Origin of the sequence: Sphingomonas sp. NIBR02145 (assembly GCF_027359115.1) — a bacterium.
GTDB classification, from domain to species: Bacteria; Pseudomonadota; Alphaproteobacteria; order Sphingomonadales; family Sphingomonadaceae; genus Sphingomonas; species Sphingomonas kyeonggiensis_A.
Genome location: NZ_CP114791.1, coordinates 24,275 through 50,034 on the forward strand (window position 1 = coordinate 24,275; position 25,760 = coordinate 50,034).

At 66.7% G+C, this 25,760-nt stretch carries 23 protein-coding genes and 1 tRNA gene; 8 read left to right on the forward strand and 16 right to left on the reverse strand.

The genetic code is table 11. From position 1 onward, the window contains the following. Positions 1 to 15 precede the first annotated feature (15 nt). The 4 genes from yidD to O3305_RS00135 form a co-directional block, all read right to left on the reverse strand. On the reverse strand, positions 16 to 228 hold the full coding sequence (gene yidD / locus O3305_RS00120; RefSeq protein WP_184168079.1) for a membrane protein insertion efficiency factor YidD: 213 nt from the start codon (positions 226 to 228) through the stop codon (positions 16 to 18). A 139-nt stretch (positions 229 to 367) separates the two neighbouring features. Then, complete coding sequence (gene rnpA, locus O3305_RS00125) at positions 368 to 634, reverse strand: ribonuclease P protein component (RefSeq protein WP_269574629.1); 267 nt, start codon at positions 632 to 634, stop codon at positions 368 to 370. An 83-nt stretch (positions 635 to 717) separates the two neighbouring features. After that, entirely contained in the window at positions 718 to 852 is a 135-nt protein-coding gene (gene rpmH / locus O3305_RS00130) for a 50S ribosomal protein L34 (protein ID WP_086128886.1), read from the reverse strand. Positions 853 to 939: 87 nt separating this feature from the next. Beyond that, positions 940 to 1,206, reverse strand: a complete 267-nt coding sequence (locus O3305_RS00135) for a hypothetical protein (RefSeq protein WP_269574630.1) — start codon at positions 1,204 to 1,206, stop codon at positions 940 to 942. 200 nt (positions 1,207 to 1,406) lie between these two features. Between O3305_RS00135 and O3305_RS00140 the strand changes: the two genes are divergently transcribed. Both O3305_RS00140 and O3305_RS00145 read left to right on the forward strand, forming a co-directional pair. Beyond that, positions 1,407 to 3,008 carry a glycosyl hydrolase family 18 protein gene (locus O3305_RS00140; RefSeq protein WP_269574631.1) on the forward strand — a complete coding sequence of 534 codons (1,602 nt, stop codon included), beginning with the start codon at positions 1,407 to 1,409 and terminating at the stop codon, positions 3,006 to 3,008. A gap of 79 nt (positions 3,009 to 3,087) precedes the next feature. After that, on the forward strand, positions 3,088 to 4,596 hold the full coding sequence (locus O3305_RS00145; protein ID WP_269574632.1) for a YifB family Mg chelatase-like AAA ATPase: 1,509 nt from the start codon (positions 3,088 to 3,090) through the stop codon (positions 4,594 to 4,596). Here O3305_RS00145 and O3305_RS00150 read toward each other — a convergent pair. The 10 genes from O3305_RS00150 to O3305_RS00195 form a co-directional block, all read right to left on the reverse strand. Then, on the reverse strand, positions 4,593 to 6,227 hold the full coding sequence (locus O3305_RS00150) for an ArnT family glycosyltransferase (protein WP_269574633.1): 1,635 nt from the start codon (positions 6,225 to 6,227) through the stop codon (positions 4,593 to 4,595). The genes O3305_RS00145 and O3305_RS00150 overlap by 4 nt on opposite strands. A 25-nt stretch (positions 6,228 to 6,252) precedes the next feature. Next, complete coding sequence (locus tag O3305_RS00155; protein WP_269574634.1) at positions 6,253 to 7,635, reverse strand: glycosyltransferase family 87 protein; 1,383 nt, start codon at positions 7,633 to 7,635, stop codon at positions 6,253 to 6,255. Further along, positions 7,632 to 8,021: a GtrA family protein gene (locus O3305_RS00160; protein ID WP_269574635.1), complete on the reverse strand. Its 390-nt coding sequence runs from the start codon at positions 8,019 to 8,021 to the stop codon at positions 7,632 to 7,634. The genes O3305_RS00155 and O3305_RS00160 overlap by 4 nt, the downstream gene beginning before the upstream one ends. Positions 8,022 to 8,025: 4 nt before the next feature. Further along, positions 8,026 to 8,970: a glycosyltransferase family 2 protein gene (locus tag O3305_RS00165; RefSeq protein ID WP_269574636.1), complete on the reverse strand. Its 945-nt coding sequence runs from the start codon at positions 8,968 to 8,970 to the stop codon at positions 8,026 to 8,028. Then, positions 8,967 to 10,067, reverse strand: coding sequence for a GumC domain-containing protein (locus O3305_RS00170; RefSeq protein WP_269574637.1), 1,101 nt, complete (start codon positions 10,065 to 10,067; stop codon positions 8,967 to 8,969). The genes O3305_RS00165 and O3305_RS00170 overlap by 4 nt, the downstream gene beginning before the upstream one ends. After that, positions 10,067 to 12,046, reverse strand: coding sequence for an SLBB domain-containing protein (locus tag O3305_RS00175; RefSeq protein WP_269574638.1), 1,980 nt, complete (start codon positions 12,044 to 12,046; stop codon positions 10,067 to 10,069). Before O3305_RS00175 ends, O3305_RS00170 begins: the two co-directional genes overlap by 1 nt. 75 nt (positions 12,047 to 12,121) lie before the next feature. After that, on the reverse strand, positions 12,122 to 13,078 hold the full coding sequence (locus O3305_RS00180; protein ID WP_269574639.1) for an NAD-dependent epimerase/dehydratase family protein: 957 nt from the start codon (positions 13,076 to 13,078) through the stop codon (positions 12,122 to 12,124). Then, positions 13,071 to 13,730, reverse strand: a complete 660-nt coding sequence (locus O3305_RS00185) for an HAD family hydrolase (protein WP_269574640.1) — start codon at positions 13,728 to 13,730, stop codon at positions 13,071 to 13,073. Before O3305_RS00185 ends, O3305_RS00180 begins: the two co-directional genes overlap by 8 nt. After that, entirely contained in the window at positions 13,727 to 15,583 is a 1,857-nt protein-coding gene (locus O3305_RS00190; protein ID WP_269574641.1) for a thiamine pyrophosphate-binding protein, read from the reverse strand. Before O3305_RS00190 ends, O3305_RS00185 begins: the two co-directional genes overlap by 4 nt. A gap of 5 nt (positions 15,584 to 15,588) precedes the next feature. After that, a complete protein-coding gene (locus O3305_RS00195; protein ID WP_269574642.1) occupies positions 15,589 to 16,392 on the reverse strand; it encodes an aldolase/citrate lyase family protein in 804 nt (267 codons plus the stop codon). 141 nt (positions 16,393 to 16,533) lie between these two features. On the opposite strand from O3305_RS00195, the gene O3305_RS00200 reads away from it, so the two are divergent. The 6 genes from O3305_RS00200 (at position 16,534) to O3305_RS00225 (ending at position 21,159) form a co-directional block, all read left to right on the forward strand. After that, the gene (locus tag O3305_RS00200) at positions 16,534 to 16,812 is read left to right on the forward strand and encodes a hypothetical protein (RefSeq protein WP_269574643.1); all 279 of its coding nucleotides are present in this window, start codon (positions 16,534 to 16,536) and stop codon (positions 16,810 to 16,812) included. After that, on the forward strand, positions 16,805 to 17,794 hold the full coding sequence (locus O3305_RS00205) for an FAD-binding oxidoreductase (RefSeq protein ID WP_269574644.1): 990 nt from the start codon (positions 16,805 to 16,807) through the stop codon (positions 17,792 to 17,794). The genes O3305_RS00200 and O3305_RS00205 overlap by 8 nt, the downstream gene beginning before the upstream one ends. A gap of 12 nt (positions 17,795 to 17,806) precedes the next feature. Continuing rightward, positions 17,807 to 18,577 (forward strand): glucose-1-phosphate cytidylyltransferase, encoded by a 771-nt coding sequence (gene rfbF, locus O3305_RS00210; RefSeq protein WP_184168051.1) that lies wholly within the window; start codon positions 17,807 to 17,809, stop codon positions 18,575 to 18,577. Further along, complete coding sequence (rfbG, locus tag O3305_RS00215; protein WP_269574645.1) at positions 18,565 to 19,662, forward strand: CDP-glucose 4,6-dehydratase; 1,098 nt, start codon at positions 18,565 to 18,567, stop codon at positions 19,660 to 19,662. The genes rfbF and rfbG overlap by 13 nt, the downstream gene beginning before the upstream one ends. An 8-nt stretch (positions 19,663 to 19,670) precedes the next feature. Further along, positions 19,671 to 20,984: a lipopolysaccharide biosynthesis protein RfbH gene (gene rfbH / locus O3305_RS00220; protein ID WP_184168049.1), complete on the forward strand. Its 1,314-nt coding sequence runs from the start codon at positions 19,671 to 19,673 to the stop codon at positions 20,982 to 20,984. Between the two features lie 90 nt (positions 20,985 to 21,074). Continuing rightward, positions 21,075 to 21,159 (forward strand) — tRNA-Leu (locus O3305_RS00225). 119 nt (positions 21,160 to 21,278) lie between these two features. On the opposite strand, the gene O3305_RS00230 is transcribed toward O3305_RS00225, so the two are convergent. Together O3305_RS00230 and O3305_RS00235 are read right to left on the reverse strand one after the other, a co-directional pair. Further along, a complete protein-coding gene (locus tag O3305_RS00230; protein WP_269574646.1) occupies positions 21,279 to 24,164 on the reverse strand; it encodes a TonB-dependent receptor in 2,886 nt (961 codons plus the stop codon). A 107-nt stretch (positions 24,165 to 24,271) separates the two neighbouring features. Further along, complete coding sequence (locus tag O3305_RS00235; protein WP_269574647.1) at positions 24,272 to 25,756, reverse strand: DUF885 family protein; 1,485 nt, start codon at positions 25,754 to 25,756, stop codon at positions 24,272 to 24,274. Positions 25,757 to 25,760 lie beyond the last annotated feature (4 nt).

Here is a 25,760-nt window from a genome sequence, read left to right on the forward strand (position 1 = left end):
TTCCTCGGAAAAACTCTATGGCACCGGATCGTAGCCGTGCCCGCCCCAGGGATGGCAGCGAGCGATCCGCCGGATGGCGAGCCAGCTGCCTTTCATTGCCCCATAGCGGCGAAGTGCCTCGATTGCATAGGCCGAACAGCTCGGCTGGTAACGGCAGGTTGGCGGAAGCACCGCGGAAGGGCCGATCTGCCAGGCGCGCGCGAGCAGGATCAGGAGTTTCGCCATCATGCGTCGCGGTTCCCACACCCGTCACCCTGAACTTGTTTCAGGGTCCAACGTGCCGCGAACGAAAGGCAGGAGGTTCTGGCGATTCCCGTGCCGCGCGTTGGATGCTGAAACAAGTTCAACATGACGAAGGAAGGGGTATTCACCGCTTGACCTTGCCCAGCGCCTTGACCAGCTCGGCCTTGAGATCGTCGAACGGGCGCTCGATGCCGCTATGTCTGCCGATCAGCACATGATCGGCGCCGGGCAGGCCGGCTTCGGGCAGCACTTCGCGGACGAGCGCGCGGAACCGGCGCTTCATCCGGTTGCGGATCACCGCGTTGCCGACTTTCTTGGATACGGTAATGCCGACCCGCATGACCGGATCGGCATCGTCACGCGCGCGAACGATCAGGACAAAGCCGGGCATGGGAGCCCGCTTGCCTGCATTCGCTGCGAGATAATCCTTGCGCTGGGTGAGCCGGGTAAGACCCACCCCCGCACCGTCGGCGATTACGCCGACAGCTTGTTGCGGCCGCGGGCGCGGCGGGCACGGATCACGTTGCGGCCGCCCGGGGTCGCCATGCGGCTGCGGAAGCCGTGCCGGCGCGCACGCACCAGGTTGCTCGGCTGAAAGGTCCGCTTCATCGCTCATCCTCAAGTATCTAGAACGTAAAAGGGCCACCACAGGGGCGGCCGCGTGTCGGGTGCCCATAGTGGGGCGATTTGCGTGAGTCAACGCGTTGTGTTCCGCAAACCGAGCAGTTCCGCTTCCGCGCGGGCGATTTCGGCCTCCTTTTCGCGCAAGCGACGACGGCGGGCACTGCGCCGGCGCAGCGCCATGTCGGCATAATGCCCGAATCGCGGCCAGCGCTTCTTTGCCCGGCAGAAGACCTTCTGCGCGCGAGCCGAGTTCTGGAGGACAAGCACCAGGCCGGCGGCGAAGACGAAGAGCCCGCCCGGGCCGGGCAGGATGCCGACCACCGGCGATACGGCGATCACCAATAGCCCCGTGACGAACAGGGCGGTGCGGAGGAAAGGGCTTCGTGCGCCTGCCATGAGGAGGAGGTGGGGAGTGTGTGTTGTGCCTGCAAGACACGTTGGAACGGTTGATCCTGGATTAGCCTTGTTTCGTCGCCGCATGACCGGCCTTCATCGCGGCGTCGTCGTTTGGTCGGGCCCGCGGTGGGCATGTCGCCGCCATGTTCCGCACGAACCGCATGCTCGCCCCGATGCTCCTCCTTTCCGCCTGCAGCGGCGGCGGAGGGGGCGGTGTCGTATCGCCGGCGCCGACCCCGACACCCACCGCATCCACATCTCCATCGCCGTCTCCCACGCCGTCGCCCACGTCGGCGCTGAGCGTTCGGGTTGCGCCGAGCAGCTTCTCGCTGCCGACCGATGCGACCCGTCACTATGGTTGCCAGGTGACCGGATCGAGCGACCAGAACTGCACCTGGACCGTGCAGGAAGCGAATGGCGGCACGGTTTCGGCGGCGGGGATCTATGCCGCGCCGGCGGTGCCGGGCGTCTATCACCTCGTCGCGAGAAGCGCGGCGGATCCGAATGCGACGGCGACCGCGACGATCACCGTGACCACGCCGGTCAACGACAGGCCCTGGGTCACCGGCTATTATCTCGGCTATTACTGGGACTGGAGCTATCCGCCCGACAAGGTGGACGTGACGGCGCTTACCCACCTGATGTTCGCCCGCGTCGCGCCGGGCAGCGGGACGCTGGGCGGGCAGGCGGGGCAGGTCGTCAAGGGCGCCGGCACCGCGCACGACGCCGGTCTCTCGCCGGACGGCGTCCGCAGCGTCGAGGACTATCTGGTCAAGCGGGCCCACGATGCCGGCAAGAAGGCGCTGCTCATGCTGGGCGGCGAGGGCGATGGCGACGGCTTCCTGCGCTCAAGCACCGATGCGGTGCGCGGGACCTTCGTGCGCAACCTTGTCGATTACCTCGTGGCGCATGACTATGACGGGATCGACGTCGACTGGGAGGATCGGCTCGAGGGCAGCGCGGCGCTGAAGGTCACGGGCGAGGAAGCCCGGCGGCGGGCGATCGCACTGATCACCGATCTGCGCGCCGAGGCGAACGCACGGCCGCGCTACCAGAATGGCCGGCGCTTCCTGATCACCTTCCCGGGTTATCTCGTCTCGATCAACGACCTGCCCAGGGACGGCCCCCGCGAAGGCATGGTCGAACAGTGGCAGGCGGACATCGCCAACCTCGTCGATCAGTATAATGTGATGAGCTACGGCGTCGGCAGCGCCTGGAACCAGGCGGGGTGGTTCTCCTGGTTCTCCAGCCCGATCTATGGCGCCACCGGCACCACGCCGCGCGACCTGGAGACCAGCGTGCGGGCCTATGTGAAGACCGGGGTTCCGCGCAGCAAGATCGGCATCGGCATCGGCTTCTACGGCATCTATTACGGCCCGACGATCACCGGGCCGCGCCAGGACACCGAGCACAACAACATCTTCGAGATCCAGGATACGCCGCTGCGCTATTCCGAGCTGGTGCGCTGGGGCTATCTGAACCGGGGCACCTATAGCTGGGACGAGACCTCGCAGGTCGGCTATCGCAGCTATCCCGGCGGGTTCTCGCCCGCGGGCTCCGGGCTCAGCCAGGCTGGCTTCCTGAGCTATGAGGACGAGCTGTCGATCGCGGCGAAGGGGCTATATGTGCGCCAGACGGGCCTGGGCGGGGCGATCATCTGGGCGATCAACTATGATCATATGCCCGACGGCACCAATCCGCTGCTGAGCGCGGTGAAGCGCAACTTCCGCACCAACGCGCCCTGATTGATCCGTTCCGGCCGCATCCCGGCGCGCAACCCGGCCAACCCCCGCTATCGTGCCGTCCGGTCGGGGGGAGGCGGGCTTGGTCGCGAGCGTTTCGACGGTTGCCTATCTGGGGCTGGAGGCCCGTGCGGTGGAGGTGCAGTGCAACCTCGTTGCCGGGCTTCCCAAGTTCGTGGTCGTCGGCCTGCCCGACAAGGCCGTGGCGGAGAGCCGCGAGCGGGTTCGCGCCGCGATGGCCGCGATCGGGCTGGCGCTGCCGCCCAAGCACATCATCCTCAACCTCTCGCCGGCCGACCTGCCCAAGGAAGGCTCGCATTTCGACCTTGCGGTAGCGCTGGCGTTGCTGGGGGCGATGGGCGTGGTCGATGCCGAGACGCTGTCGGGCTATGTCGTGGTCGGCGAGCTGGCGCTGGACGGGCGGATCGCGCCGAGCCCCGGCGTGCTGCTCGCAGCGCTGCATGCTGCCGAGACGGGCAAGGGGCTGGTCTGTCCCGCGGCGCAGGGCCCCGAGGCAAGCTGGGCGGGCCAGGTGGAAGTGATCGCCGCGCCGGACCTGATTGCGCTGCTCAACCACTTCAAGGGGCACCAGCTGCTGCCCGCGGCCGAGGCGGGTACCGTCGATCCGCCGGTGGTCGGGCCTGATCTTGCCCAGGTGAAGGGGCAGGAGACGGCGCGGCGCGCGCTCGAGATCGCGGCGGCGGGTGGACATAACCTGCTGATGTGCGGGCCGCCGGGGGCGGGCAAGTCGCTGCTGGCATCGTGCCTGCCGGGCATATTGCCGCCGCTGGATGCAAGCGAGGCGCTGGAAGTGTCGATGGTCGCCTCGGTCGCGGGGACGCTGCAGGGCGGTCGGCTGACCCGGACGCGGCCCTTCCGCTCACCCCATCACTCCGCCTCGATGGCGGCGCTCACCGGCGGCGGGCTGCGGGTGAAGCCGGGCGAAGTGAGCCTGGCGCATCTCGGCGTACTGTTCCTCGACGAGCTGCCCGAATTCCAGCGCGCGGTGCTGGATTCGCTCCGGCAGCCGATCGAGGCGGGGGTGGTGAGCGTGGCGCGCGCCAATGCGCATGTCACCTTCCCGGCGCGCGTCCAGCTGGTCGCGGCGATGAACCCGTGCCGGTGCGGGCATCTGGGCGACCCGGCGCTGGCCTGTGCCCGAGCGCCGCGCTGCGCGGCGGACTACCAGGCCAAGGTGTCGGGCCCGCTGCTTGACCGGATCGATCTGCATGTCGAGGTCCAGCCGGTGACCGCGGCGGACCTGGTGCTCGATCGGCGGGCGGAAAGCTCGGCCGAAGTGGCGGTGCGCGTCGCCGAGGCGCGGGCGGTGCAGGTGGCGCGCTATAGGGACGTGCCGGCGCGGACCAATGCCGAGGCGGAAGGCGACCTGCTCACCAGCCATGCCACGCCCGATGAGCCGGGCCGCAAGTTGCTGGCGCAGGCGGCCGAGGCGATGCGGCTATCGGCGCGCGGCTATACGCGGGTGCTGCGCGTGGCGCGCACGATCGCTGACCTTGCCGGGGCTGAGGGCGTGGGGCGGATCCATGTCGCCGAGGCGCTCAGTTATCGCCGCCAGGCGCCACGCAGCTAGGGTTTGCGCAGATCGACGATCCGCACGATGGGGCCGCCATGCCGGCCCGGGCTCGGGGCGAAGGTCGCGACGATGCGTCCGCGCGCGATCAGCCGCTGATAGGCGGCATATTCGTTCGGGAAGGTGGTGCGCTCGGCGCGGTACCGGTCATATTGCGTGAGGATCGCAAAGTCGGGGATGCAGAGGGCGGCCTTTTCGGGCGGGAGCGTGCCATAGTCGAGGTTGGAGCGGCTGCCGCGGGCCCGGTCGATCACGGAATAGGGGATCGTCCCGCGGACCAGTCCGCGCGGGTCCACGCAACCGGCGTCGGCCAGCGGGAACAGGAAATGCTGCGGCGCGCTCATCAGGTCATAGGCGAAGTGCTCGATGAGGATGGTAGCGTCCGGCGGAATATGCTGGCGTGCCCAGGCAGAGGCCTGCTGGCGGGTGTCGTGCATGCGCTCGACGCCATCGGACCAGGCGCGCAGCCCGAGCGGCAGCACGGCAGCGAACGCCACGGCGATGGTTATCGCGGTCCGCGCCACCGGCACCGCGAGCGTTCGACGCAGGAGCGCCTGAAGAACGACCCATCCTCCCCCGGCAATGATCGCGCCGATCAGCAGCAGCGGCAGGGCCCAGCGCTCCCAGACCAGCTGTTGCGCGCAGAACAGCAGCAGGAAGGCGAGGGCCAGCGGCGCCAGCAGGAAGAGCGGCAGGCGGTGTCGCGGCAATCGCGCGACGCCGAGCAGGAATAAAACAAGCCCGACAATGCCGAGGCCGGTCGCGACCGGGCCGGAGAGATACCACCAGAGATTGTGGAGGAAGTCGCCGCCGGTCGCGCCCAGATGGTGCGGCTGGCTCTCGCCCTGGAGATTGCGCACCACCGTGCGGTAGTTGATCAGCAGATAGGGGGAGACCAGCAGCAGGAAGCCGATCGCCGCCGCCCCGCTGGCGGCGAGCCGGACGATCGCGGTGCGCACGGGCAGGACGTTGGTGCGCACCGCGACAAGGCTGGCGCCGGCTATCGCGATGCCGGTCAGCGCGAAGGGCCATTTGGTCGCGATGGCGACGCCGAGCCAGAAGGCCGCGCGCAGATAGCCGTGCCAGCGCCCGTTCTCGGCGATGTCGCAACAGGCCTGCAGGCAGAGCAGCATGAAGAAGCAGGCCATGATGTCCGACCGGATCACCTGCGACCAGGCGATGTGCACGGGATCGAACGCGATCAGCAGCGCAGCCACAAGGCCGGCGGCAGGGCCGAAGAAACGCGAAGCGAGCCGCCAGCTCATCCAGATCGTGCCCAGCGCGAAGAGCATCATGGCGACGCGGCCGGGAAGGATCATCCAGCTGGGATCCGCGTAGATCAGCTCGACGAACTTGCCGGCCGAACTCGCCACGCCGGTCAGCAAGGCAAAGGCCAGCACGCCGATATTGACGAGCGCCAGCACATACATGGTGGTGGTGGCCGGGTGACCGAACCAGCCCGGATCGAGCGTCGGTCCGCGCAGCATGCGGATTGCGCCGAGCTCGAACATCATCTCGTCGGGATCGTTCAGCCCGGGAAGGCCGAAGGCGATGCTCGAGGCGCGCAGATAGAAGGCGACAAGGAGGATCGCCAGCAGCATCCAGCGATGGCGCAGGTCTCTGGCGGCCATCAGATCGTCCCGCAGGCGGGGCCCGTCATCGCGGGCCTTCTTCGCCCGCCTGCCGCGGCCGGCTGGGGCGCAGCACGCCGGGCAGGACCGGCCAGTCGAAGCGGTAGCGCCAGCGATTCTGCCAGCCCTGGTTGCGGATGTCGGCCACCACCTCGCGGACGGTCTGGATCGACAGCAAGCCGGCGATGATCATGCTGAGGCCGGGGCGCAGCAGCGACATCACGCCAACGCCATATTGGGCGATCACCTCGACATTGGCGAGATAGGAGTAGCGCACCAGCGGCGGCAGCAGACCCAGCGTGAAGTCGAACGGGATCGACAGGAAATAGGCGATGTACAGCGCCGTCGTCCGCTCGAAGCCGCGACGCTTCTCCATGAAGACGAACACCAGCGTCAGCATCTCGGTATAGCCGCCAGCTTCCGAAGCGCTGAGCGCGAAGGCGATCGCCAGGAAGACGACGCGCCGGGGCGGGACCGCTTCCGGCCGGAGCCAGGCCGCCGCCGCCGCGATCAGGATCGATGCCTGGATGACGCGGGTGAAGATCGTCACGCCGATCACCAGGCCGTCGGCCATGGTCGAGCTCACGACCGTGTAGATCGGGAAGGTCCCAGTCATCAGCGTTTTGAGCGGCAGATAGGTGGCGGGGAACCAGAGATCGAGCGCGGCCTGCGCGCCGAAGCCGGTCGAGTAGCTCGTGATGTTCCGGTAGATCTGCGAGGGGCTGCCCTCGCCGAGGATGTACCAGCTCGCCAGATAGATCAGCACCGTGAACAGCAGCATGCCTTCGAACGCCACCCAGCGGCGGCGCAGGAGGGGGGCGACGATCGCGCCGACCAGATAGACTTTGAAGTTCACCGCCAGGCCGGCGAAGAACCAGCGCAGCCAGGCGGATTTCAGCAAGGGGCCGAAGCCGAGCAGGATGCAGGCATAGCAGAAGATCAGCAGGTTCCCGCGCTCGAAGGCGTAGATCATCGGGAAGCCGAAGGTCATCGCGAAGGCGCGGGGCAGGGCGGTGCGCCGATCGACCTTGCGATAGCTCAGGAAGGTGAGCACGACCGTGCCCAGCCACATCGCGGTGAGCGCCACGCCGCCAAGCCAGTCGCAGGCGCGGGCTTCCTCGGAATAGGTCAGCGCATAGCAATGCGGGATCGAGAACATCCGCATGAGCACGAAGGAAAGCGGCGGATAGATGGTCCGCTCGATTTCATAGGCCCCGGGCTTCTGCGACCATCGAGTCAGCGAATACCAGTCCATCCACGTGCCGCTCGGCTCGTAGAAGAAGGGTTGGGGCAGATAGTGATAATAGAAGAAGAACCATGTCGTGTAGCCGATCGCGGCGATGATCGGCAGGATCAGCGCATATTCCATCCAGACGGACTGGCGCACCGGACGTGGCGTCTCCGTCACGCGGTCTTCCTCACGAAGATGAAGTGCTTGAGGATGAAATAGTTGAGGATCGACACCAGCACCGCGGTGATCAGGCCGGCGAGATAGGGCGACTTGATTACCAGCGCGACGCAGGCGAGTGTGGCCAGGCCGATCAGGTAGTTGACCACATAGGACATGGTGAAGCGCAGCTTGGCCGGCCCGGCATCGCGAAACACGTGCCGGCTATAGGTGATGTAGTTGAACGCGACTCCGGCGACATGGGCGACCAGCTGCGCGACGAACATGTTGAGGCCAAGCCAGACGAGGAGCGCATAGGCACCCAGGCCGAAGGCGGTGTTGACCACCCCGGCCTGGTAATAGCGCCACAGCTCGATCAGGCGCTCGCGGGAGAGAGAGATCGCCATGCGCTCATTCCGGCGGGAAGTTGATGCGTTCGCGCTCGAGCACGAGCGGGGTGCCGCGCGTGCGCTCCGAGATGATCCGGACATTGTCGCCCAGCAATCCCAGGAACCCGAACAGCATGGCCAGCTGCGCCTGCACGACGGCGGCGATGAACCAGCCCGCGATCGGGCGATCGAGGAAGAAGGCGAGGGTGCCGCCGAGCAGCATCACCAGCGTCATCAGCGCGCCGAACGCGCCGATATAGATCGGAATGCGCAGCAGCCGCTTCGACGAACCGGCAAGCGCCGACATCGCGAAATCGAGCAGGGCGAAGAAGTTGTTCTTCGAGCGGCCGCCGGCACGCGGCGGGCGCGGATAGGCGATGGTCTCGAGCCGGTAGCCGGTCTCGACCAGCATGCCGCGGAAGAAGGGCTCCGGCTCCGCCAGCTGGCGGATCGAGCGGACCACGCGGGCATCGTACAGGCCGAAGCCGGTGGCGCCGGGCAGGATCGGATAGTCGCCGAAATTGCGCGCGAGCCAATAGGACAGGCCACGGGTAGCGCGCAGCATCGGGCTGTTGCGCTCCTCGCCCGCGCGGATGCCGAGGATGATGTCGACACCGGCGCGCCAGCGCTCCACGAAGCGCGGGAGCAGCTCGGGCGGGTCCTGGAAATCCGCGCACATGCCCACGACGGCACGGCCGCGTGCCTGGTAGATGCCATAGGTCGGCGAACGCATCTGGCCGAAGTTGCGCGTGTTGACGATCAGGCGGACCCGCGGATCGCGCGCGCAGATCGACTTGACGATCTCGACCGTGCGATCGGTCGAGTCATTGTCGATGAAGATCACCTCGAAGAGGAGCTCCAGCGGCTCCAGCTGGGCGATCACCGCCGCGCAGATCGCCTCGGCATTCTCCGCCTCGTTGTAGCAGGGAATGACGACCGATAGATCGGGCTGCCTCGTGTCGATCATGCCTCTTTCTCGGCGAGCCTGGTCTCGGAAAGCGGCGGGCGCAGCGGATAGAATTCGAGCGCGAGCGCAAGCAGCAGGATCAGCACGCCCAGCGCCAGAGGCCCGAAGTTAAGCTGGCGCTCGCTGTCGATATAGGCCGGCTCGAGGATACGGATCGTGACGCCCGAGGTCAGGTCCTCGACGGACGTGCCCTGCAGGAAGCGCTTGTAGTTCTCGTACAGGCCCTGGGCGATGTCGAGCTCGCGGGAGAGACGCTCTGCTTCCGTCGTCTGTCGGACGACCTGGCCGACCGAGCTGTCCTGCTGCGGCGAGGTGGACTTCGCCACTGCCAGCTGCTGGCGCAGCGCGTCGATCGCCGCGATCATCTGGCGGACGCGGATATTGTCGTCCGTCGCGAACTGCCGCATCGCGTTGAGATCGACTTCCTTCGCACGGATATCGGCCTCGAGCGCCGGAATCCGGTCGCCTGCCGCATAGAAGGCGGCCTGCGGGCTGCTGTAGCGCGTCGAAAGGCGGAAGGTGTCATAGGCGGTGCGCGCCTTGGACAGGCGCTCGCCCGCTCGCTCGAACAGCTGCTGCAGGATCGCGCGCTTCTGCTCGGTCTGACGGCGGGCGATCAGCGCGAGCTGGCTGCGGACCGCTTCGCCATAAGCCGAGACGACCCGGCGGGCGAACTCGGCATCGCGCTGCTTGAGCTCGATCTGCATGATGCCGCCGCGCAGTACCGTGATGTCGATATGGCGATCGAGCCAGCGATGCACTTCGATCGGCGTGAGCTTGAGGTGCTGCTCGAGGTTGGTCTGCTTGGCGACGATCGTGCGGACATATTCGCTGTTCGCGACCTTCTGGCTCACTTCGATCGCGGCCTGGTTGCCGAACACGCTGTTCACGGCGCCGAGCTGGCCCAGCGTGCCGCTGAGGCCGAGGGTGCCCGGATCGGTCGGCGTCAGGCTGACGGCGGCGCGATATTTCTGCGGGAACAGGGTGAGCGCCGCGCAGATGGCGAGCAGCACCACGAACAGGCCGCGCCGCAGCCATGGATTGCGGAGCACCGGAAGCCGGGTGAGCGTGCCGGTGAGGGAGCGATAGGGCGTCATCAGTTGATCGCCGCGATCGCGAGGGCCGCAATGCCGAACTGCGCGACGACTTGCGAGATATCGCGGATCTTGGCGAGCAGCGAGTAGTTCTCGGTGCGGATCGGCACGAAGATGGTGTCGCCCGGCAGCACCTGCGCGCTCATCGCGCCACGCTTGCGGGTCAGCACCGAGCCATTGGCGCGCACCACGAAGATGTTGCCGCGATCGGCGCCGCGGATGACGCCGCCGGCCTGCTCGACATAGTCGCGGACGCGGATGGCCTTGCCGTTACCGACGATGAACGAGGCCGGGCGGTACACCGCGCCGAACACGCCGACCGTCTCCACGCGCGGCGGGATCACGATGCGATCGTTGTTCTCGACGAGGAGATTGTTCGGGAGCGCGGCATCGACCGGCGTCACGTCGAGCACCAGGCGGCCGTCCGGCTCCTTCTTGCGCAGCTGGTCGAGGAAGGCCTTGGCCGAGGCGACCTGGGCCTGGCGCTGCGTCTGGTCGCCCAGACCGTTGCCGGTCAGCGGCGCGGCGGCGAGGGCCATCTCCATCTGGTCCACGGCATCCAGGAAACCACGGCGCTGCTGGGCGCGCACGGTCTCGCGCGAGAAGCGGGTGCCATAGACATAGGCGCGCGGGGTCAGGCCGCCGGCCATCGCGACGACCTCGGCCAGCGGCGTATTCGGCGCCACATAATAGTTGCCCGGCTTGTTCACTTCGCCTTCGATCCGGACGATCGCCTGCTGGCGCTCGAGCGGACGGGCAAGGCTGCCCTGCGGCAGGATCTGGATGATGTCGCCGGCTTCGGTGGCGAAGTTCGATGCCGCGGTGCGCTCGATCTGGCGGCTGCCCACCGAATCCTGATCGGACAGGCGATAGAGGATGAGGCGCGAGTCATCGGCCAGGTTGGTCGGCCCGCCGGCGATGCGCAGCGTGTCGGCAAGGCTCTCGCCCTGTCGCACTTCGTAGATCGCCTCTTCGTTGACGCTGCCGATCACCGCGACCTGACGGCCGACGGCGGGAATGAAGATCACGTCCTCGTTCTGCAGCAGCGGATCGTGCGAGCGGTCGCCGTCGCGCAGGAGCTGGTAGAGGTCGAAATCGGCCACTTCCTGGCCGTTGCGATAGAGCTTGGCCGAACGGAAGCTGCCGCCCGCGGCCGGGCCGCCGGCCTGGAGTATGGCGTTCACCAGCGTCGACAGGCTGTTAACCGAATAGGCGCCCGGATGCGCGGCGAAGCCGGTGACGTAGACGCGGACGCCGCGCAGCTTGGTGAGCGAGACCGAGACGTCATAGCCGCGATACTTGCGCCCGATCGCCGCCGCGATGCGATCGCGCAGGTCGCGGTAGCGCACGCCGACCAGGCTGACGCTGCCGACGTTGGGCAGGAAGATCTTGCCGTCGCGATCGATCTCGGCATCGACGCTGCCTTCCATCGAGCCGGTCAGCGCGATCGAGACGGTGTCGCCCACGTTGAGCGCATAATCGGGCGGGATGGTCGAGGTTGCCGGCGTCGCGAAGTCGCGCGAGCCGGGAAGCAGCAGGTCGCTGCCGAAGCGCTTGAGGTTGCGGCCGGTGACGTCGCGCGCCCAGCTTTCGAACTCGCCGGGCTTCACGGGCTGGCGAAGGCGCATCGCCTCGGTGTCCAGCAGCCCGTCATTCGTGCGGACGCCGCTGTTCTGCGTGGTGCCGACGGTGTCGCGGCTGTTGCCCGAGCGATCCACGGAGATCGGCTCGTACACCGTCGAGGGCGTCGGCGTCGAAGTGGTGTTCTGGTTCTGGCTCTGGCTCGACGAGCTCTGCCCCTGGGTCGTGTTCGTCCCGGGGCTCAGCGGCGAACCCGAGGGCGTGTTCTGATCGATCGTCTGCGCCCAGGCCGGTGCCGAATAGGCAAACAGCGCCAGCGCCGCCGAAGTCGCGGTCAGGGCGGTGCGGATCCGTTGGGAGGGTGCGAACTGGCGCTGCGTGCCGGTCGGGAAATGGGTCATACTGGGATCCGATTGCCTTTGGGTTCGGCGGAGGGCGAGAATTGCGCCGCCGTATAGTTGTTGAGGGTCGTCAAGTCACCGCCGAACATGGTGTCCGGCAGCCTGCAGATAGTCGGCGGTTTCAAGCACCTGCTGCCCGAGCGGGACGGGCGTGATGCCGTGCCGGGCGAGCAGTGCGGCATAGGCTTCGCCGTCGCCCGCATACCGGTCCGCCACCGGATCGGTAACCGGGGCGCGGTTGACGCCAGGCCCCCGCAGCGCTTCGGCGACGACCGCGGCGACGGCACCCAGTTCGAGTGCCTCGCCGCCGGTGTCGAAGCGCGTCACGCCCGAAGGGGCATCGCCCAGCAGCGCGAAGATCAGGGAGACCAGCTCGCGGATCGCCACATAGCCCCGGATCACCTCGCGCGGCGCCCGGACCTCGATCGGGCGCATCGCGAGCGCGTCGAGGATGAAGCTGGCCATCGCATAGGCCTGGTGCTTGTTGATGAAGGGGCCGGTGATGTTGAAGATCCGGCCGATCACCGCCCGCTTGCCCCGGGCGGTGGCCCAGTCGGCGAAGCGATCCTCGTCCTCGCGCTTCATCGCGCCGTAGAGGCGCATCGCGGGCGAGGCGGCGGGATCCTCGGCCTTGTAGGCAGCGCCTGACGACGCGACGAACACCGCGGCGGCATCGACAGCGTCGAGCCCGGCCAGCACCGTATCGCTGATCTGCTGGTTGGCGGCGCGATAGGCGGCATCGTCCATCGCCTCGGCGCGGTCCTTGGTCAGGAACGCGAAATGGAGCACCCAGGCACCCGGCCGCGCCACCGCCGCGAGGTCGGCCAGGGCATGCTGGCGCACGACGCGCCCGTCGCCCAGGTCGAGATCGCGCGGGGCCGATCCGAAGCACTGTACCCGATCGGCAAAGGCCTCTCCCAATGCGCGTTCCAGCAGGTCGAGCGTGGCCAGTCCCAGCCATCCGCTCGCCCCCGTGATGACGATGGGGCGATCGGTATCGGCCAGCGCATGCGCTATGGCCGGCTCAAGCATGCGCTGCCGCTCGCGCCAGAAGCGCGTCGATCAGGGGCGTGAAGGCGTCGTGGCTCGCGCAATCCCGTGCTTCCCAGCCGGGCTCGGCATAGCCATGCGTCAGGAAATGGAAGGGGATCGCCGCATCCGCCGCGATCCGGTGGTCGAGTTCGCTGTCGCCGACGAAGGCGCAGGCCGTCGCGTCGCCGTCGATGCGGGCGAGCAGGGCATCGAGCAGGTCGGGCGCAGGCTTCGGGCGCATGCCCGGCTGCCCGCCCACCACGAACGCGAAATGCTCGGCCAGCCCGGTATCGGCGAGGACCTTCTCGCACAGGCCCTGCGGCTTGTTCGAGCAGATCGACAGCGTCAGCCCGGCCGCGCGCAGCCGCGCCAGCCCCTCGGCCACGCCGGGGAACAGCGTTTCCACCGACGTTTCGTGCGCATGATAGCGCGCGCGGAAGTCGGCGAGATCCGCCTCGCCGTCGACACAGGCATCGCCCAGCAGCCCGCGGACCATATCCAGCCCGCCGCGGCTCATATAGCTGCGCGCGGCGACCGGATCGATCGCCGCGGCATCCCCGCGTTCCGCCAGCATGCCCGACAGGATCTCGACACAGGTCGCGCAGCTATCGACCAGGGTTCCGTCGAGATCGAAGATGACGTGGCGGATCACGCCGCCACTTCGCTCGCCGCCATCGCCTCCGCCAGCTCCTCGCGCGGGAGGAAGGGCGAGAGGTCTTCCAGCGTCGGCGAGACCATCGTGCCGTCCTCGAGCCGGCGCGAGCTGAGCTTGGGCGCGAATTCCTGGCGCTTGTCGATCATCACTTCGCACAGCTGCGGACCGTCGCCGGCCAGCGTCGCGCGGATCGTCTCGGGCAGCCCGCCATGGCTGTCCACCCGCGCCGCCGGGAATCCGAAGCCCTGGGCCAGCCGCGCGAAATCGGGGAAGCTCAGGCCGCTGTCCGGACCGCAACCGACGATGTTGTCGGGGAAGTGGTTCTGCTGCGACTGGCGGATCGAGTGATAGCCGTCATTGTTGAGCACGAAGATCTTCACCGGCAGCTTCTGGCCGACGATGGTCTGCAGCTCCTGCAGGTTCATCATGATGCTGCCGTCGCCCGCCAGGCAGATGATGCGGCGACCGCCCCCGGCATAATAGGCGCCGATCGCGGCGGGCAGGTCATAGCCCATCGAGGCGCAGCCGGAATTGGTGAACAGCCGCTGGCCGGGCTTGAGGTTCGCGGCCTGGAAGATGGTGACGCAGGCAGTGCCGTCGCCCGAGACGATGATGTCGCCTTCCTCGAGCTCGTCGAACAGCGCTTCGGCGAAGACATAGGGATTGATCGGCGATTCGGTGTCGCGATACTCGGGCAGCACCACCGGATAGCGGGCGGCGAGCGCGCGGCTGCGGTCGAGGAACGCCCTGCGCGCGGCGACCGCGTCGTCGGCCGGCGCCGCGACCGTCTCCGCCGCGGCGAAGAAATCGGCCAGGTCGGCATGGACCGGGCGGTGCAGCGACAAAGTGGGCTTGGAGAGCTCCGCCTTGTCGATATCGACCATCGCGACGCGGGCATTCCGCGCGAAGCTCTTCCAGTTGTAGCTGATCTGGCGGATGTTCAGGCGCGATCCGAGCACCAGCACATAATCCGCGGTCTGCACCGCGAAATTGCCGCCGCGATCGCCGACCGTGCCCGGGCGCCCGACATAGAGCGGATGGCTGTTCGGGATCGCGTCATGCGCGTTCCAGCCGGTGACGACGGGCACGCCGAGGCGCTCGACGAAACGGAGGAACTCGGCATGCTGGCCCGAGAGGCGCACGCCGGCGCCGGCCAGGACGACCGGTCGCTCGGCGGCATGCAGTTCCGCCATCAGCGCCGCGACTTCGCTGTCCAGCGCATCGCCGGTCAGCGCGCCGAGTTCGGCGCTGGTATTGGCGGCTTCGCCCTCATGATCGAGCTCGGCCGGATCGAAGCGCTCGAGCGCGTCGAAATCGACCGGCGCGGCCTGCACGTCGATCGGCACGTCGATCCACACCGGGCCGGGGCGGCCGCGGGTGCAGAGATAGAGCGCCTTCTCGACCACCTTGCGCGCCTGGAGCGGATCGTCGAGCACCACGGCATATTTGGTGATGCCGCGGACCATCTCGACGATGTCCACTTCCTGGTCGCCGAGCTGGCGCAGGGGCAGGGGGTAGTTGAACGCGCAGGTCTCGCGCTTCACCTGACCCGACACGACGACCATGGCGATCGAATCGACATAGGCGCCGTAGACGCCGTTGAGCGCGTTGACGCCACCGGGGCCGGTGGTCACGTTCACCGCCGCCGGACGGTTAGACAGGCGGCAATAGCTCTCCGCCGCGATCGAGGCGGCCTGTTCGTGGTGGACGAAGACCTTGTGCAGGCCTTCGGCACGTCCGAACGCATCGTTGAGGTGCATCGCACCCCCGCCGGTGAGCATGAACATGTCGGTTACGCCGTGCTCGACGAGCAGGCGGGCGATCAAATCGGCAACGCGCATTTTGGTCATGACGGTTAGGCAGCGGCCTTGATGGCGCCCTTCTGGCGCTTTTCCATCATCGCGATGCGGACTTCGTCCTCGGCGGCGATGGTCTTGTAATAGTCGCGCTTGTTCTTGAGCCAGAGCAGCTCGAACTGGATCGCCAGCTCCATGCCCGCGGTCGCGGAGGCCGGGTTGGCGAGCACGCCACCGTCGAAGATGACCTTGCGGGTCTCGAAACGGTCCAGGCGCTGTTCGCGCACGGCGCTGAGCAGCGGGATCGAATCCGGGCTGACGCCACCGCCGACGACGAGCTCAAGGCCGTTCTCGCGAGCGACCTGGCCGCTCTTCACGACGAAGGCGCGCATGTCGTCGCTGTTCACGAAATCGCGCGTGTGGCCCATCGAGCCGGCGAAATCGACGCGGCCGAAGACCATGCCGACGCGGCCCTTGCGGGCGATCTCGGCCATCTCGTCCAGCTTCTCGAACGTGCTGTGGGTTTCGAGATTGAACAGGAAGCTCACATCGTCCTGCTCGTCGCGCGGATAGAACTTGTCCTTCGCCGCGATGAACTTGGAAAGCGCATAGGGGGTCTCGACCATCGGTGCGATGATGTAGTCCACACCGTAGAGCCGGCACTCGATCAGATCGCGGATCGCTTCGCAGCCGCCGATCTTGATCGCGACCTTGAGGCCCGCACGACGGGTGATCTCCAGGAGGCGCAGCAGCTCGTCGACGCGCGTGCCTTCGGCCTCGAATTCGGCCTTGATGGCAACGATCTGATGCTTGGCCTTGCCCTCCTCCAAGAGCGCAAGCATCCGCTTTTCGTACTCATTCACGTGCAAATCTCCCCGCACCAAACTCAAATAATCGAAGCTGGCCATTCCTTCGGCTGCTTCAAAGGTATGAAACTTTTAAGTCAGGATAGCGCCTGTCGTCCGAGACGGATCCAGGTTGCAAAGTCCGTAACTGCAACGCCAATGGCTCTGGGAAGCGGTTGGCGCAAGGCGCAGAAAGGACGGCAGGCGGATGACGCGCTCTGCAACAAGCGCCTCTATCTCAACGATTTCTCCCTCGATCGGCTACCATTTTTTACCCCGAAATGGCCGAATATTCCGAGTGCGTGCGAATTTTGCAGGCACAACCGAAGCGGTGTCAATGGTTTTTCCGTCAACATTCAGCCCGAATCCGTTGCAGCTAAGTTTTTGGATGTTGGACTAGAAACGAGAAACAACTATCAGCGCGCCGTCTATGCCTAACGTCACGCTCAACACCGGGCGCACCTTTTCCGCCGATCCCGCGGTCACGATCCTGGACGCAGCCCGCGCCCAGGGCGTGACGCTCGAATATAGTTGCCGGACCGGGCGCTGCGGCATCTGCAAGGCGCCCTTGCTCTCGGGCGAGACCGCGATCCTCAAGTCCGAAGCCGAGGGGCTGACGGCCGAGGAAGCGGCCGCCGGCCTGATCCTGACCTGCTGCCGCGCGGCAACCGACGACGTCGCGCTCGACATCGAGCCGCTCGACCGGCTCCAGGGGCTGGAGATCAAGACGATGCCGAGCCGCGTCGCCTCGATCGAGCGCCTCGCGCCGGATATCGTGAAGGTGGTCCTGCGCACGCCGCCTGCCTCGCCGATGCGCTTCCTGCCCGGCCAATATGTCGATGTGCTCGCCGAAGGCGTGCGGCGCAGCTATTCGCTGGCCAACGCGCCGCGCGCGGACGGCCTGCTCGAGCTCATCATCAAGCGCTACCCCGGCGGGCGGCTGAGCGAATATTGGTTCGAGCGTGCCAAGCCCAACGACCTGATCCGGATCGAGGGGCCGTTCGGCACCTTCTTCCTGCGCGACGAAGGGCCGCGCGACATCGTCTTCCTCGCCACCGGCACCGGCATCGCGCCGGTGAAGGCGCTGCTTGAGGAATTCGCCGCGGATGCGGAACGTGCCGCCCGGCACCGTCTCCGCGTGTTCTGGGGCAACCGGGAGGCGGAGAGCTTCTGCTGGGATCCGGTTGCCTTGGGGCTGGACATCGCAGTGCATCATCTGCTTTCGGATAGGGAAGCCGCCTGGGGAGGGGCGCGCGGCTATGTTCAGGATGCAGCTGTCCGGGACGGGATCGATCCGGAAGATACTGTTGTCTATGCGTGCGGATCCAACGCGATGATCGCGTCGGCCCGCACCGCGCTGCTTGCGCTCGGCCTGCCGGCCAAGCGCTTCTTTTCAGATGCTTTCGTAAGCTCGAATTGAGGGTAAGAACCGATGAAGGCAGTCATTCTGGCTGGGGGGCTCGGCACGCGTTTCGCTGAAGAGACCAGCCTGCGTCCGAAGCCGATGATCGAGATCGGCGGTCGCCCGATCCTGTGGCACATCATGAAGATCTACGCCGCGCACGGCGTGACGGAATTCATCATCTGCTGTGGCTACAAGGGCTACATCATCAAGGAATATTTCGCGAACTACTTCCTCCACATGTCGGACGTGACGTTCGACATGGTCGAGAACAAGATGATCGTGCACGAGAAGCGCGCCGAGCCGTGGAAGGTCACGCTGGTCGATACCGGCGACGAGTCGCAGACCGGCGGCCGCCTGAAGCGCGTCGGCGACCTGGTGAAGGACGAGGAGTTCTTCTTCTTCACCTATGGCGACGGCGTGGGCGACATCGACATCGCGAAGACGCTCGAATTCCACCGCGCACACGGCAAGGCCGCGACGCTCACCGCCACCTATCCGCCGGGCCGATTCGGCGCGCTGCAGATCGAGAACGGCCAGGTCGAGCAGTTCCTCGAAAAGCCGCAGGGCGATGGCGGCATGATCAATGGCGGCTTCTTCGTGCTCTCGCCCAAGGTGCTCGACTATATCGAGGGCGACGCGACGCTGTGGGAGCAGGAGCCGCTGCGCAACCTGGCGTCGGACGGCGAGCTGATGGCCTATGAGCATCACGGCTTCTGGCAGCCGATGGACACGCTGCGCGAGAAGCAGATGCTCCAGAGCCTGTGGGAAAGCGGCAAGGCGCCCTGGTGCATCTGGTGAAAGCCGGCGTCGATCCTGGATTCTGGGCGGGCAAGCGTGTCTTCCTGACCGGGCATACCGGGTTCAAGGGCAGCTGGCTGTCGCTGTGGCTGCAGCAGATGGGCGCGGAGCTGACCGGCTTCGCGCTCGCGCCGCCGACCGATCCGGCGCTGTTCCAGGTCGCGGATGTCGCGACGGGCATGAACTCGATCATCGGCGACATTCGCGATGCGGAAGCGCTGACCTCGGCGCTGGTCGCCGCGGATCCCGAGATCGTGATCCACATGGCCGCGCAGCCGCTGGTCCGGGCGTCCTATGACGATCCGGTCGGCACCTATGCCACCAATGTGATGGGCACCGTCCATCTGCTCGAGGCGGTGCGCAAGGCAGCGGGGGTGCGCGCGGTCTGCGTGGTCACTACCGACAAATGCTATGAGAACCGCGAATGGGTGTGGGGCTATCGCGAGGACGAAGCGATGGGCGGCCATGATCCGTACAGCAATTCCAAGGGCTGCGCGGAGCTGGTCACTTCGGCCTATCGTCGTTCGTTCTTCACCGGCGAAGGCAAGGCCGCGATCGGATCGGGCCGCGCCGGCAATGTGATCGGCGGCGGCGACTGGGCTGCCGATCGTCTGGTGCCCGATATCCTGCGCGCGGTGAGCGCCGGCGAGCCGGTGCTGATCCGCAATCCGCTGGCGACCCGGCCGTGGCAGCATGTGCTCGAGCCGCTCTCGGGCTATCTCGTGCTCTGCCAGGCGCTGTGGAACGATCCCGCGGCCGCTGCCGAGGGCTGGAACTTCGGCCCGCGCGACGAGGATGCGCGGCCGGTCCAGTGGATCGTCGAGAAGATGTGCGCGCTGTGGGGCGAGGGCGCGTCGTGGGTGCGGGACCCGAGCGTCCAGCCGCACGAGGCCAATTTCCTCAAGCTCGACATCTCCAAGGCGCGCGCCGGTCTCCGCTGGGAGCCGCGCTGGAATCTCGCCCGGGCGCTTGAGAGCATCGTCGACTGGCAGCGCGCCTGGACCGCCGGCGACGACATGCACGCCTATTGCCTTTCCGAGCTGGCCCGCTTCGTCGCGGCCGGCACCGCACACGACCAAGGATAATCCGTTTCATGACTGCTGACGATCTTCGCAAGGAAATCCGCACCCTGGTGGGCCGCTATGCCGAGGCGCAGTTCGCGCCGAAGCCGTTCGTGCCGGGCGAGAGCGTGATCCCGCCCGCCGGCAAGGTGATCGGCGCCCCCGAAATCGAGTTGATGGTCGAAGCCGCGCTGGACGGCTGGCTGACCACCGGCCGCTTCAACACCGAGTTCGAGGCGGGCCTGGCCAAGCTGGTCGGTGCGCCGTTCGTGCTCACCACCACCTCGGGCTCCTCGGCCAACCTGCTCGCGCTGTCGTGCCTGACCAGCCACAAGCTGGGCGATCGCCGCCTGAAGCCGGGGGACGAGGTCATCACCGTCGCGGCGGGCTTCCCGACCACGGTGAACCCGTCGATCCAGCACGGGCTGGTGCCGGTGTTCGTCGATGTCGACGTGCCGACCTACAATATCGACGCCAGCCTGATCGAGGCGGCGATCACCGAGAAGACCGGCGCGATCATGATCGCCCACACGCTCGGCAACCCGTTCAACCTCGCCGAGGTCCGGCGGATCTGCGACAAGTACGACCTGTGGCTGGTCGAGGATTGCTGCGATGCGCTCGGCGCCACCTATGCGGACAAGCTGGTCGGCACCTGGGGCGATGTCGCCACGGTGAGCTTCTATCCGGCGCACCACATCACGATGGGCGAGGGCGGCGCGGTGTTCACCAGCTCGATGGAGCTGAAGCCGATCATCGAGTCGATCCGCGACTGGGGCCGCGACTGCTATTGCGCGCCGGGTTGCGACAATACCTGCGGCTCGCGCTTCGGCCAGCAGCACGGCACGCTGCCGTTCGGCTACGACCACAAATATGTCTACTCGCACCTTGGCTATAACCTGAAGATCACCGACATGCAGGCGGCGTGCGGCCTGGCCCAGCTCGAAAGGGCACAGGGTTTCGTCGAAGCGCGGCGGCGGAACTTCGAATTGCTCACCGAACGGCTGAAAAGCCTCGAGGAAGTGTTCATTCTGCCGGAAGCCACCCCCAATTCGAATCCCTCCTGGTTCGGCTACCCCATCACTATCCGGGATGGAGTGGATGCCAAGCGCGTCGACGTGACCCGCTATCTCGACCAGAACAAGATCGGTACCCGCCTGCTCTTCGCCGGCAACCTGACCCGCCAGCCCTATTTCGAGCATGTGAACTATCGCGTGGTCGGCGACCTGACCCGCACCGACCAGGTGATGAACAACACCTTCTGGATCGGCCTGTTCCCGGCGCTGGGGGCCGAGCATTTCGACTATGTCGGCGAGAAGCTCGAAGAGTTTTTCGGCCTGAACTTCTAAGACAGACGCACACGCCGCGATCCGCGTTCGCGCGGATCGCGCAAGTGCTTGCCCCGGGGCTTTCCATCGTCTAGCCACCCGGGCTTCGCTGCCCCTGTGGCGAAATTGGTAGACGCGACCGACTCAAAATCGGTTGCCGCAAGGCATGCTGGTTCGAGTCCGGCCAGGGGCACCAACAAACAAAAAGACCGCGGCGCCATCGGCACCGCGGTCTTTTTGTTTTGCCGCCGGCTCACAAAGAAAGGGCCGCCGCGTCGGGTGACGCGACGGCCCCATAGTGGATCGCGGAGGCGATCAGAGCTTCAGGCGCGCACCGACCAGGAGGGTGCGGCCGAAATGATTGAACTCGTAGTTCCGGTTCGCGGCGGTGTCGGTGTAGCGGTCGCGATAGGCGTCGGTCAGGTTGGTGCCTTCCACCGACAGCTCGATCCAATCGGTGAGCTTGTAGCGGACCGATGCGTCGACATTGGTGATCGCGTTATAGCCTTCGAACACATTGCCCGTGCCCGAGCCGGCATCGACATAGGGCCCGCGATAGCTGACCGAGGCGCGTGCGCTGAACTTCTTGTCTTCATAGTAGAGCGTCGCGTTGAACGCCTTCTTCGACACGCCGTAGAGCGTCGAGTTGAAGGCCCGGTTCGGCAGCGTCAGCGAGCCGTTGGCGTTCACCGCGGTGGCGGGTGCCGACTGGCTGTAGGTCGCACTCGAGTCGATGAAGGTCGCGTTCGCGATGCCGCCGAAGTTCTTCAGGAAGCCCGGCAGGAAGCGGAACGGCGCCTGCACCGCGATCTCGACGCCCTTGAGCGATGCGCCGGTGCCGTTGACCGTGGTCACCACCGTCCAGATCGGCTGGGCGAGCTGGGCCGGGTTCAGGAAGGCCGGCGACGAGGCGGCGAGCACGGTGGCGGGCAGGCCGGTCGACAGGAAGGTCTGGCCGGTGAGCGTGGCGCTGACCGGGAAGCTCTTCACATTCTTCTTGAACACCGCGACCGAGAAGATCGACTGCGGCGCGAAATACCACTCCGCCGCGAGATCATAGGCCGTGGCGCGATACGGATCGAGGTTCGGATTGCCGAACGACACGCGGTAGTTGAAGCCGTCGGCCGAGCCGCCCGGCGTCAGGCTGCCCAGCGTCGGGCGCGTCATCACTTCGGCGGCGGCGGCGCGCAGGACGACGTTCTCGGCCGGGAACAGCGCGACGTTCACCGAAGGCAGCCAGTCGTCATAGGTCCGCTTCACGGTGACGGGCAGGGTGCCGTTGATGCCGGTCGAGCTCTGGTCGGTCGAGGCATAGCGGATGCCGGCGTTGAGCGCATAGCGCAGGCCGAACAGATCGCCCTTGGCGTCGAACTGGAGATAGCCGCCCTTCACCTCTTCGGTGACGTTGCGGTTGTTGCCCACGTCGAGCGCCAGCGGACGGTTGTAGAGGCCGGTATAGGCCGCGGCCGCGTCGATATTGGCGACCACCCAGCTGGTGGTGGTGCCCGCCGGCTGGCCGGCATTGCCGAGGTTGACCAGCTCGGTCAGCTGCGGGGTGGCCTGGAAGCCGTAGACGGCCGTCGGGCCGAAGGTCGAGGTGGTCGAGCAGGTGATCGTCTTGAGCACCAGATCGAGGCCGCCATTGCCGCACACGGCGGTGTCACGCTGATAGGCCTTCACCTGATAGTCGAAGCGGCGATACATCGCGCCCGACTTGATCTGGAAGCCCTCGGCCACGTCCCATTCGGTGCGCAGCTGCGCGGTGCGGAACTTGTTGGTGACGTTCGACGGGCGATCGCGGATCTCGGCGAGCTGGAAGTTTGCCGGATCGGTCACGCTGGTGCCGAAGGTCAGCACTGGCTGACGCATATTGGAATAGTCGTACTTGTAGTTCTGCGCGTCACGGTCATCGAGGATGAGCGTCGTCTCGACAGGGATGTCGGCATTCGACTTGGAGATGCCGCCGAGCAGGGTGAAGCGGAAGCTGTCGCCCAGCTCCTGATCCCACGTGCCGCCGATCTGGTAGAATTCGGTGTCCGACTTGCGGAGATAATGCTCGGTGCGCACCCACGCGTCGTTGAGGGTGGCCGAGATCATGTTGTTGTTGCTGTCGTAGACCGGGTTCACGACGTTGATCGAGCGCTCGTTCGAACGCAGCAGCACCTCGAGCCACTTCTCCTCACGGGTTTCCTTGAAGCGCGAATAGAGGCCGTCGATCGAGATCTTGGTCGCGTCGCTCGGCGCCCACTGGACGCTGCCGGTGATGCCCAGGCGCTCGCGGTCATGCCCGACGATGCCGTAGCGCGGAATGCGCGGGTGGAAGGAGAGGGCGGCCTGCGAGCAGACTGCGCTCGGGACATAGGTGCCGCCCGAATTGGCGGTGGTCCAGCAATTGGTGCCGCTGACCTGGTCGAAGGTCGCCTGGGCCCAGCGCACCGAGTTGTTGCCGAGCTCGACATTGTCGGTCTTAGAATAGGCTGCCGACAGCGACGCACCGAACGCGCCGCTCGGCGACTTCCACGAAAGCAGGCCGGCGAAGCGCGGGCCCCAGTTCTTGGAGAGGTCGTTATAGCTGGCCTGGGCCGAGCCGACGAAGGTGAAGCCTTCCTTGCCGCCCAGCGGGTTGCCGGTGTTCAGGTCGACGACTGCGCCGAGCGAGCCTTCGTCGAGTGAAGCCTCTGCCGTCTTGTGGACGACGAGCGAGTTGAACAGTTCCGAAGCGAACACGTTGAAATCGAAGGCGCGGTCGCGGTTGGCCGAGGCACCGTCGGTTGAGGTGGCAACGGTCTCCAGGCCGTTGAGGCGGACGCGGGTGAACTGCGCGCCGAGGCCGCGCACGGTGATCGCACGGCCTTCGCCGGCGTCACGCTGGATCGAGATGCCCGGGATACGCTGCAGCGATTCCGCGAGATTCTGGTCCGGGAACTTGGCGATGTCTTCTGCGACGATCGCGTCGACCGAGGAAACCGACTCCTTCTTGAGGTTCAGCGCCTTCTGGAGCGACTGGCGGAAACCGGTGACAACGATGGCGCCATCGGTGCCCTGGTCCTGCTCCTGCACGGTGGCTCCCTGGCTGCTGTCGGCAGGCGGCGTCTGGGCCGCGTCCTGCGCCAGCGCCGGAGTCGCGATGCTCGCACCGGCAATCACAGCCAGCGAGGCGCCGGCCGACCAGATATTCCGCTTCAAAAACCCTTTACGCATCCCAATTCTCCCATGTTCAGTGTTTCCAGGCCGGCCGCGGGCGGCGCCTGGCTATCGGCCGGTTCACACCGGCTCTCTGTTCGATCCCGGGCGGGCTCTCGCCTGCCTCAGGCAATCATCGCGAAGCGCTTGCGCCCGTTGGCGAGCAGCCTGCGGTGAAATTTCCTGAGCGATTCTGTGCCTTTGCGGCGCTCGGTGGCGCCAATGCGAGCCAAGCCCAACCAGGTGAGCGCCTCAGCGGCGCGCATGGCGGGGTCTATGCAGATTCGCTCGATATCCTGCGCCATTGGCGCGAAATAGGCCGCCTCTCCCTGCAGTTTCGCGAGCTTGCTGCTCGTCTGTGCCAGTGTCTCTTGTCCGATATGGACACCGGTGTCAACCAATCCGCGGCCGATGCGGAAGAGCAGCCAGTGCAAATGCCCCAGAAGCGCACGGTCATCGCCCGCAAAGGCGCCGTCGGTTGCCATCAGCTGCTCGGTGTAGATCGCCCAGCCTTCGGCAAAGGCCGGCGCATATTCGAGTCGCAGCGGGTGCGGATTGGCGGCTGCCTCGATCGGCATCTGGATCATGTGCCCGGGCAGCAGTTCATGATGGACCACGGCGGGCAGGGTCCAGGACGGGCGGTCGCGGATGCGCTTGAGGTCCGGATAATAGGCGCCGGGTGAGGTCGGGGTGGGCACGGTGCGATAACCCTGCTTGCCCTCGGCTTCCTCGGCGCGCGTCATCCGCACGGTGGCGACGTTCAGGCACTCGGGCGGCAGCGGGCCGAACAGGGCGGACAGGCGGGCAGGAACGTGGGCGAGGGTGGCGTTCATATCGGCAACTAGCCGATCGCGACCGGCATCATCGTCGCTGTAGAGAAAGCGGTTATCCGTGAACGCGGCGCTGATCCGGGCGTCGACGCTGCCTTTTGTATAGCCCAGGCGCTTGAGGACGGTGTCGGTGCGCGCGGTAAGCTCCTGCGCCTTGGCGAGCAGGATGCGGTGCGCCTCGGCAGGCGCGATGCGCGCGCCGTAATGGCGTTCCAGCAGCAGCGCGAAATAGTCGGTGCCGTGGGGGAAGCGGCCGGTGCCGGGCTCGGCGGGTGCCTTGGGGGCGAGCTCCGCGAGCAGGGCCGCCTGGCGGCGCAAGGCCTCGGCTTGGGGGCCGGATGCCTTTTCCGCTGCTGCGGCGATTCCGGCGCGGGTCTTTTCGAGCAGCGGGAGAGGGAGGATTGCGCCGCGGGCGGCGTCGGTCCGTATTGCCTCGCTCTCCGCGTTGACCTTGCGAGCATCCGGCACGGTGTCGCGCCAGGCGCCGGCATTGGGCGCAATCGTATAGGGCGAGCGGCCGAGCCGGCCGATCGGGAAGCGACGCAGGAGCTGCGCATCCACCACGAGTCCCGCGCGGACCGTTTCCAGGTCGATCCGGGCGGAGGGAGAAAGCGACGCCGGCGCGAAGCCTTTCAGCTGCGCCAGCTTCGCCTCGGGCGTGTCGAGCCTCGCCAGCCCGTCCAGTGCCGCGCGCAAAGCTTCGTCCTGTCCCGGCGCGGCCAGGGCAAGACGAGGGAGCGCGGCGACTCCGGCGGCGGCGAGGAACTGGCGGCGTTGCATCGCG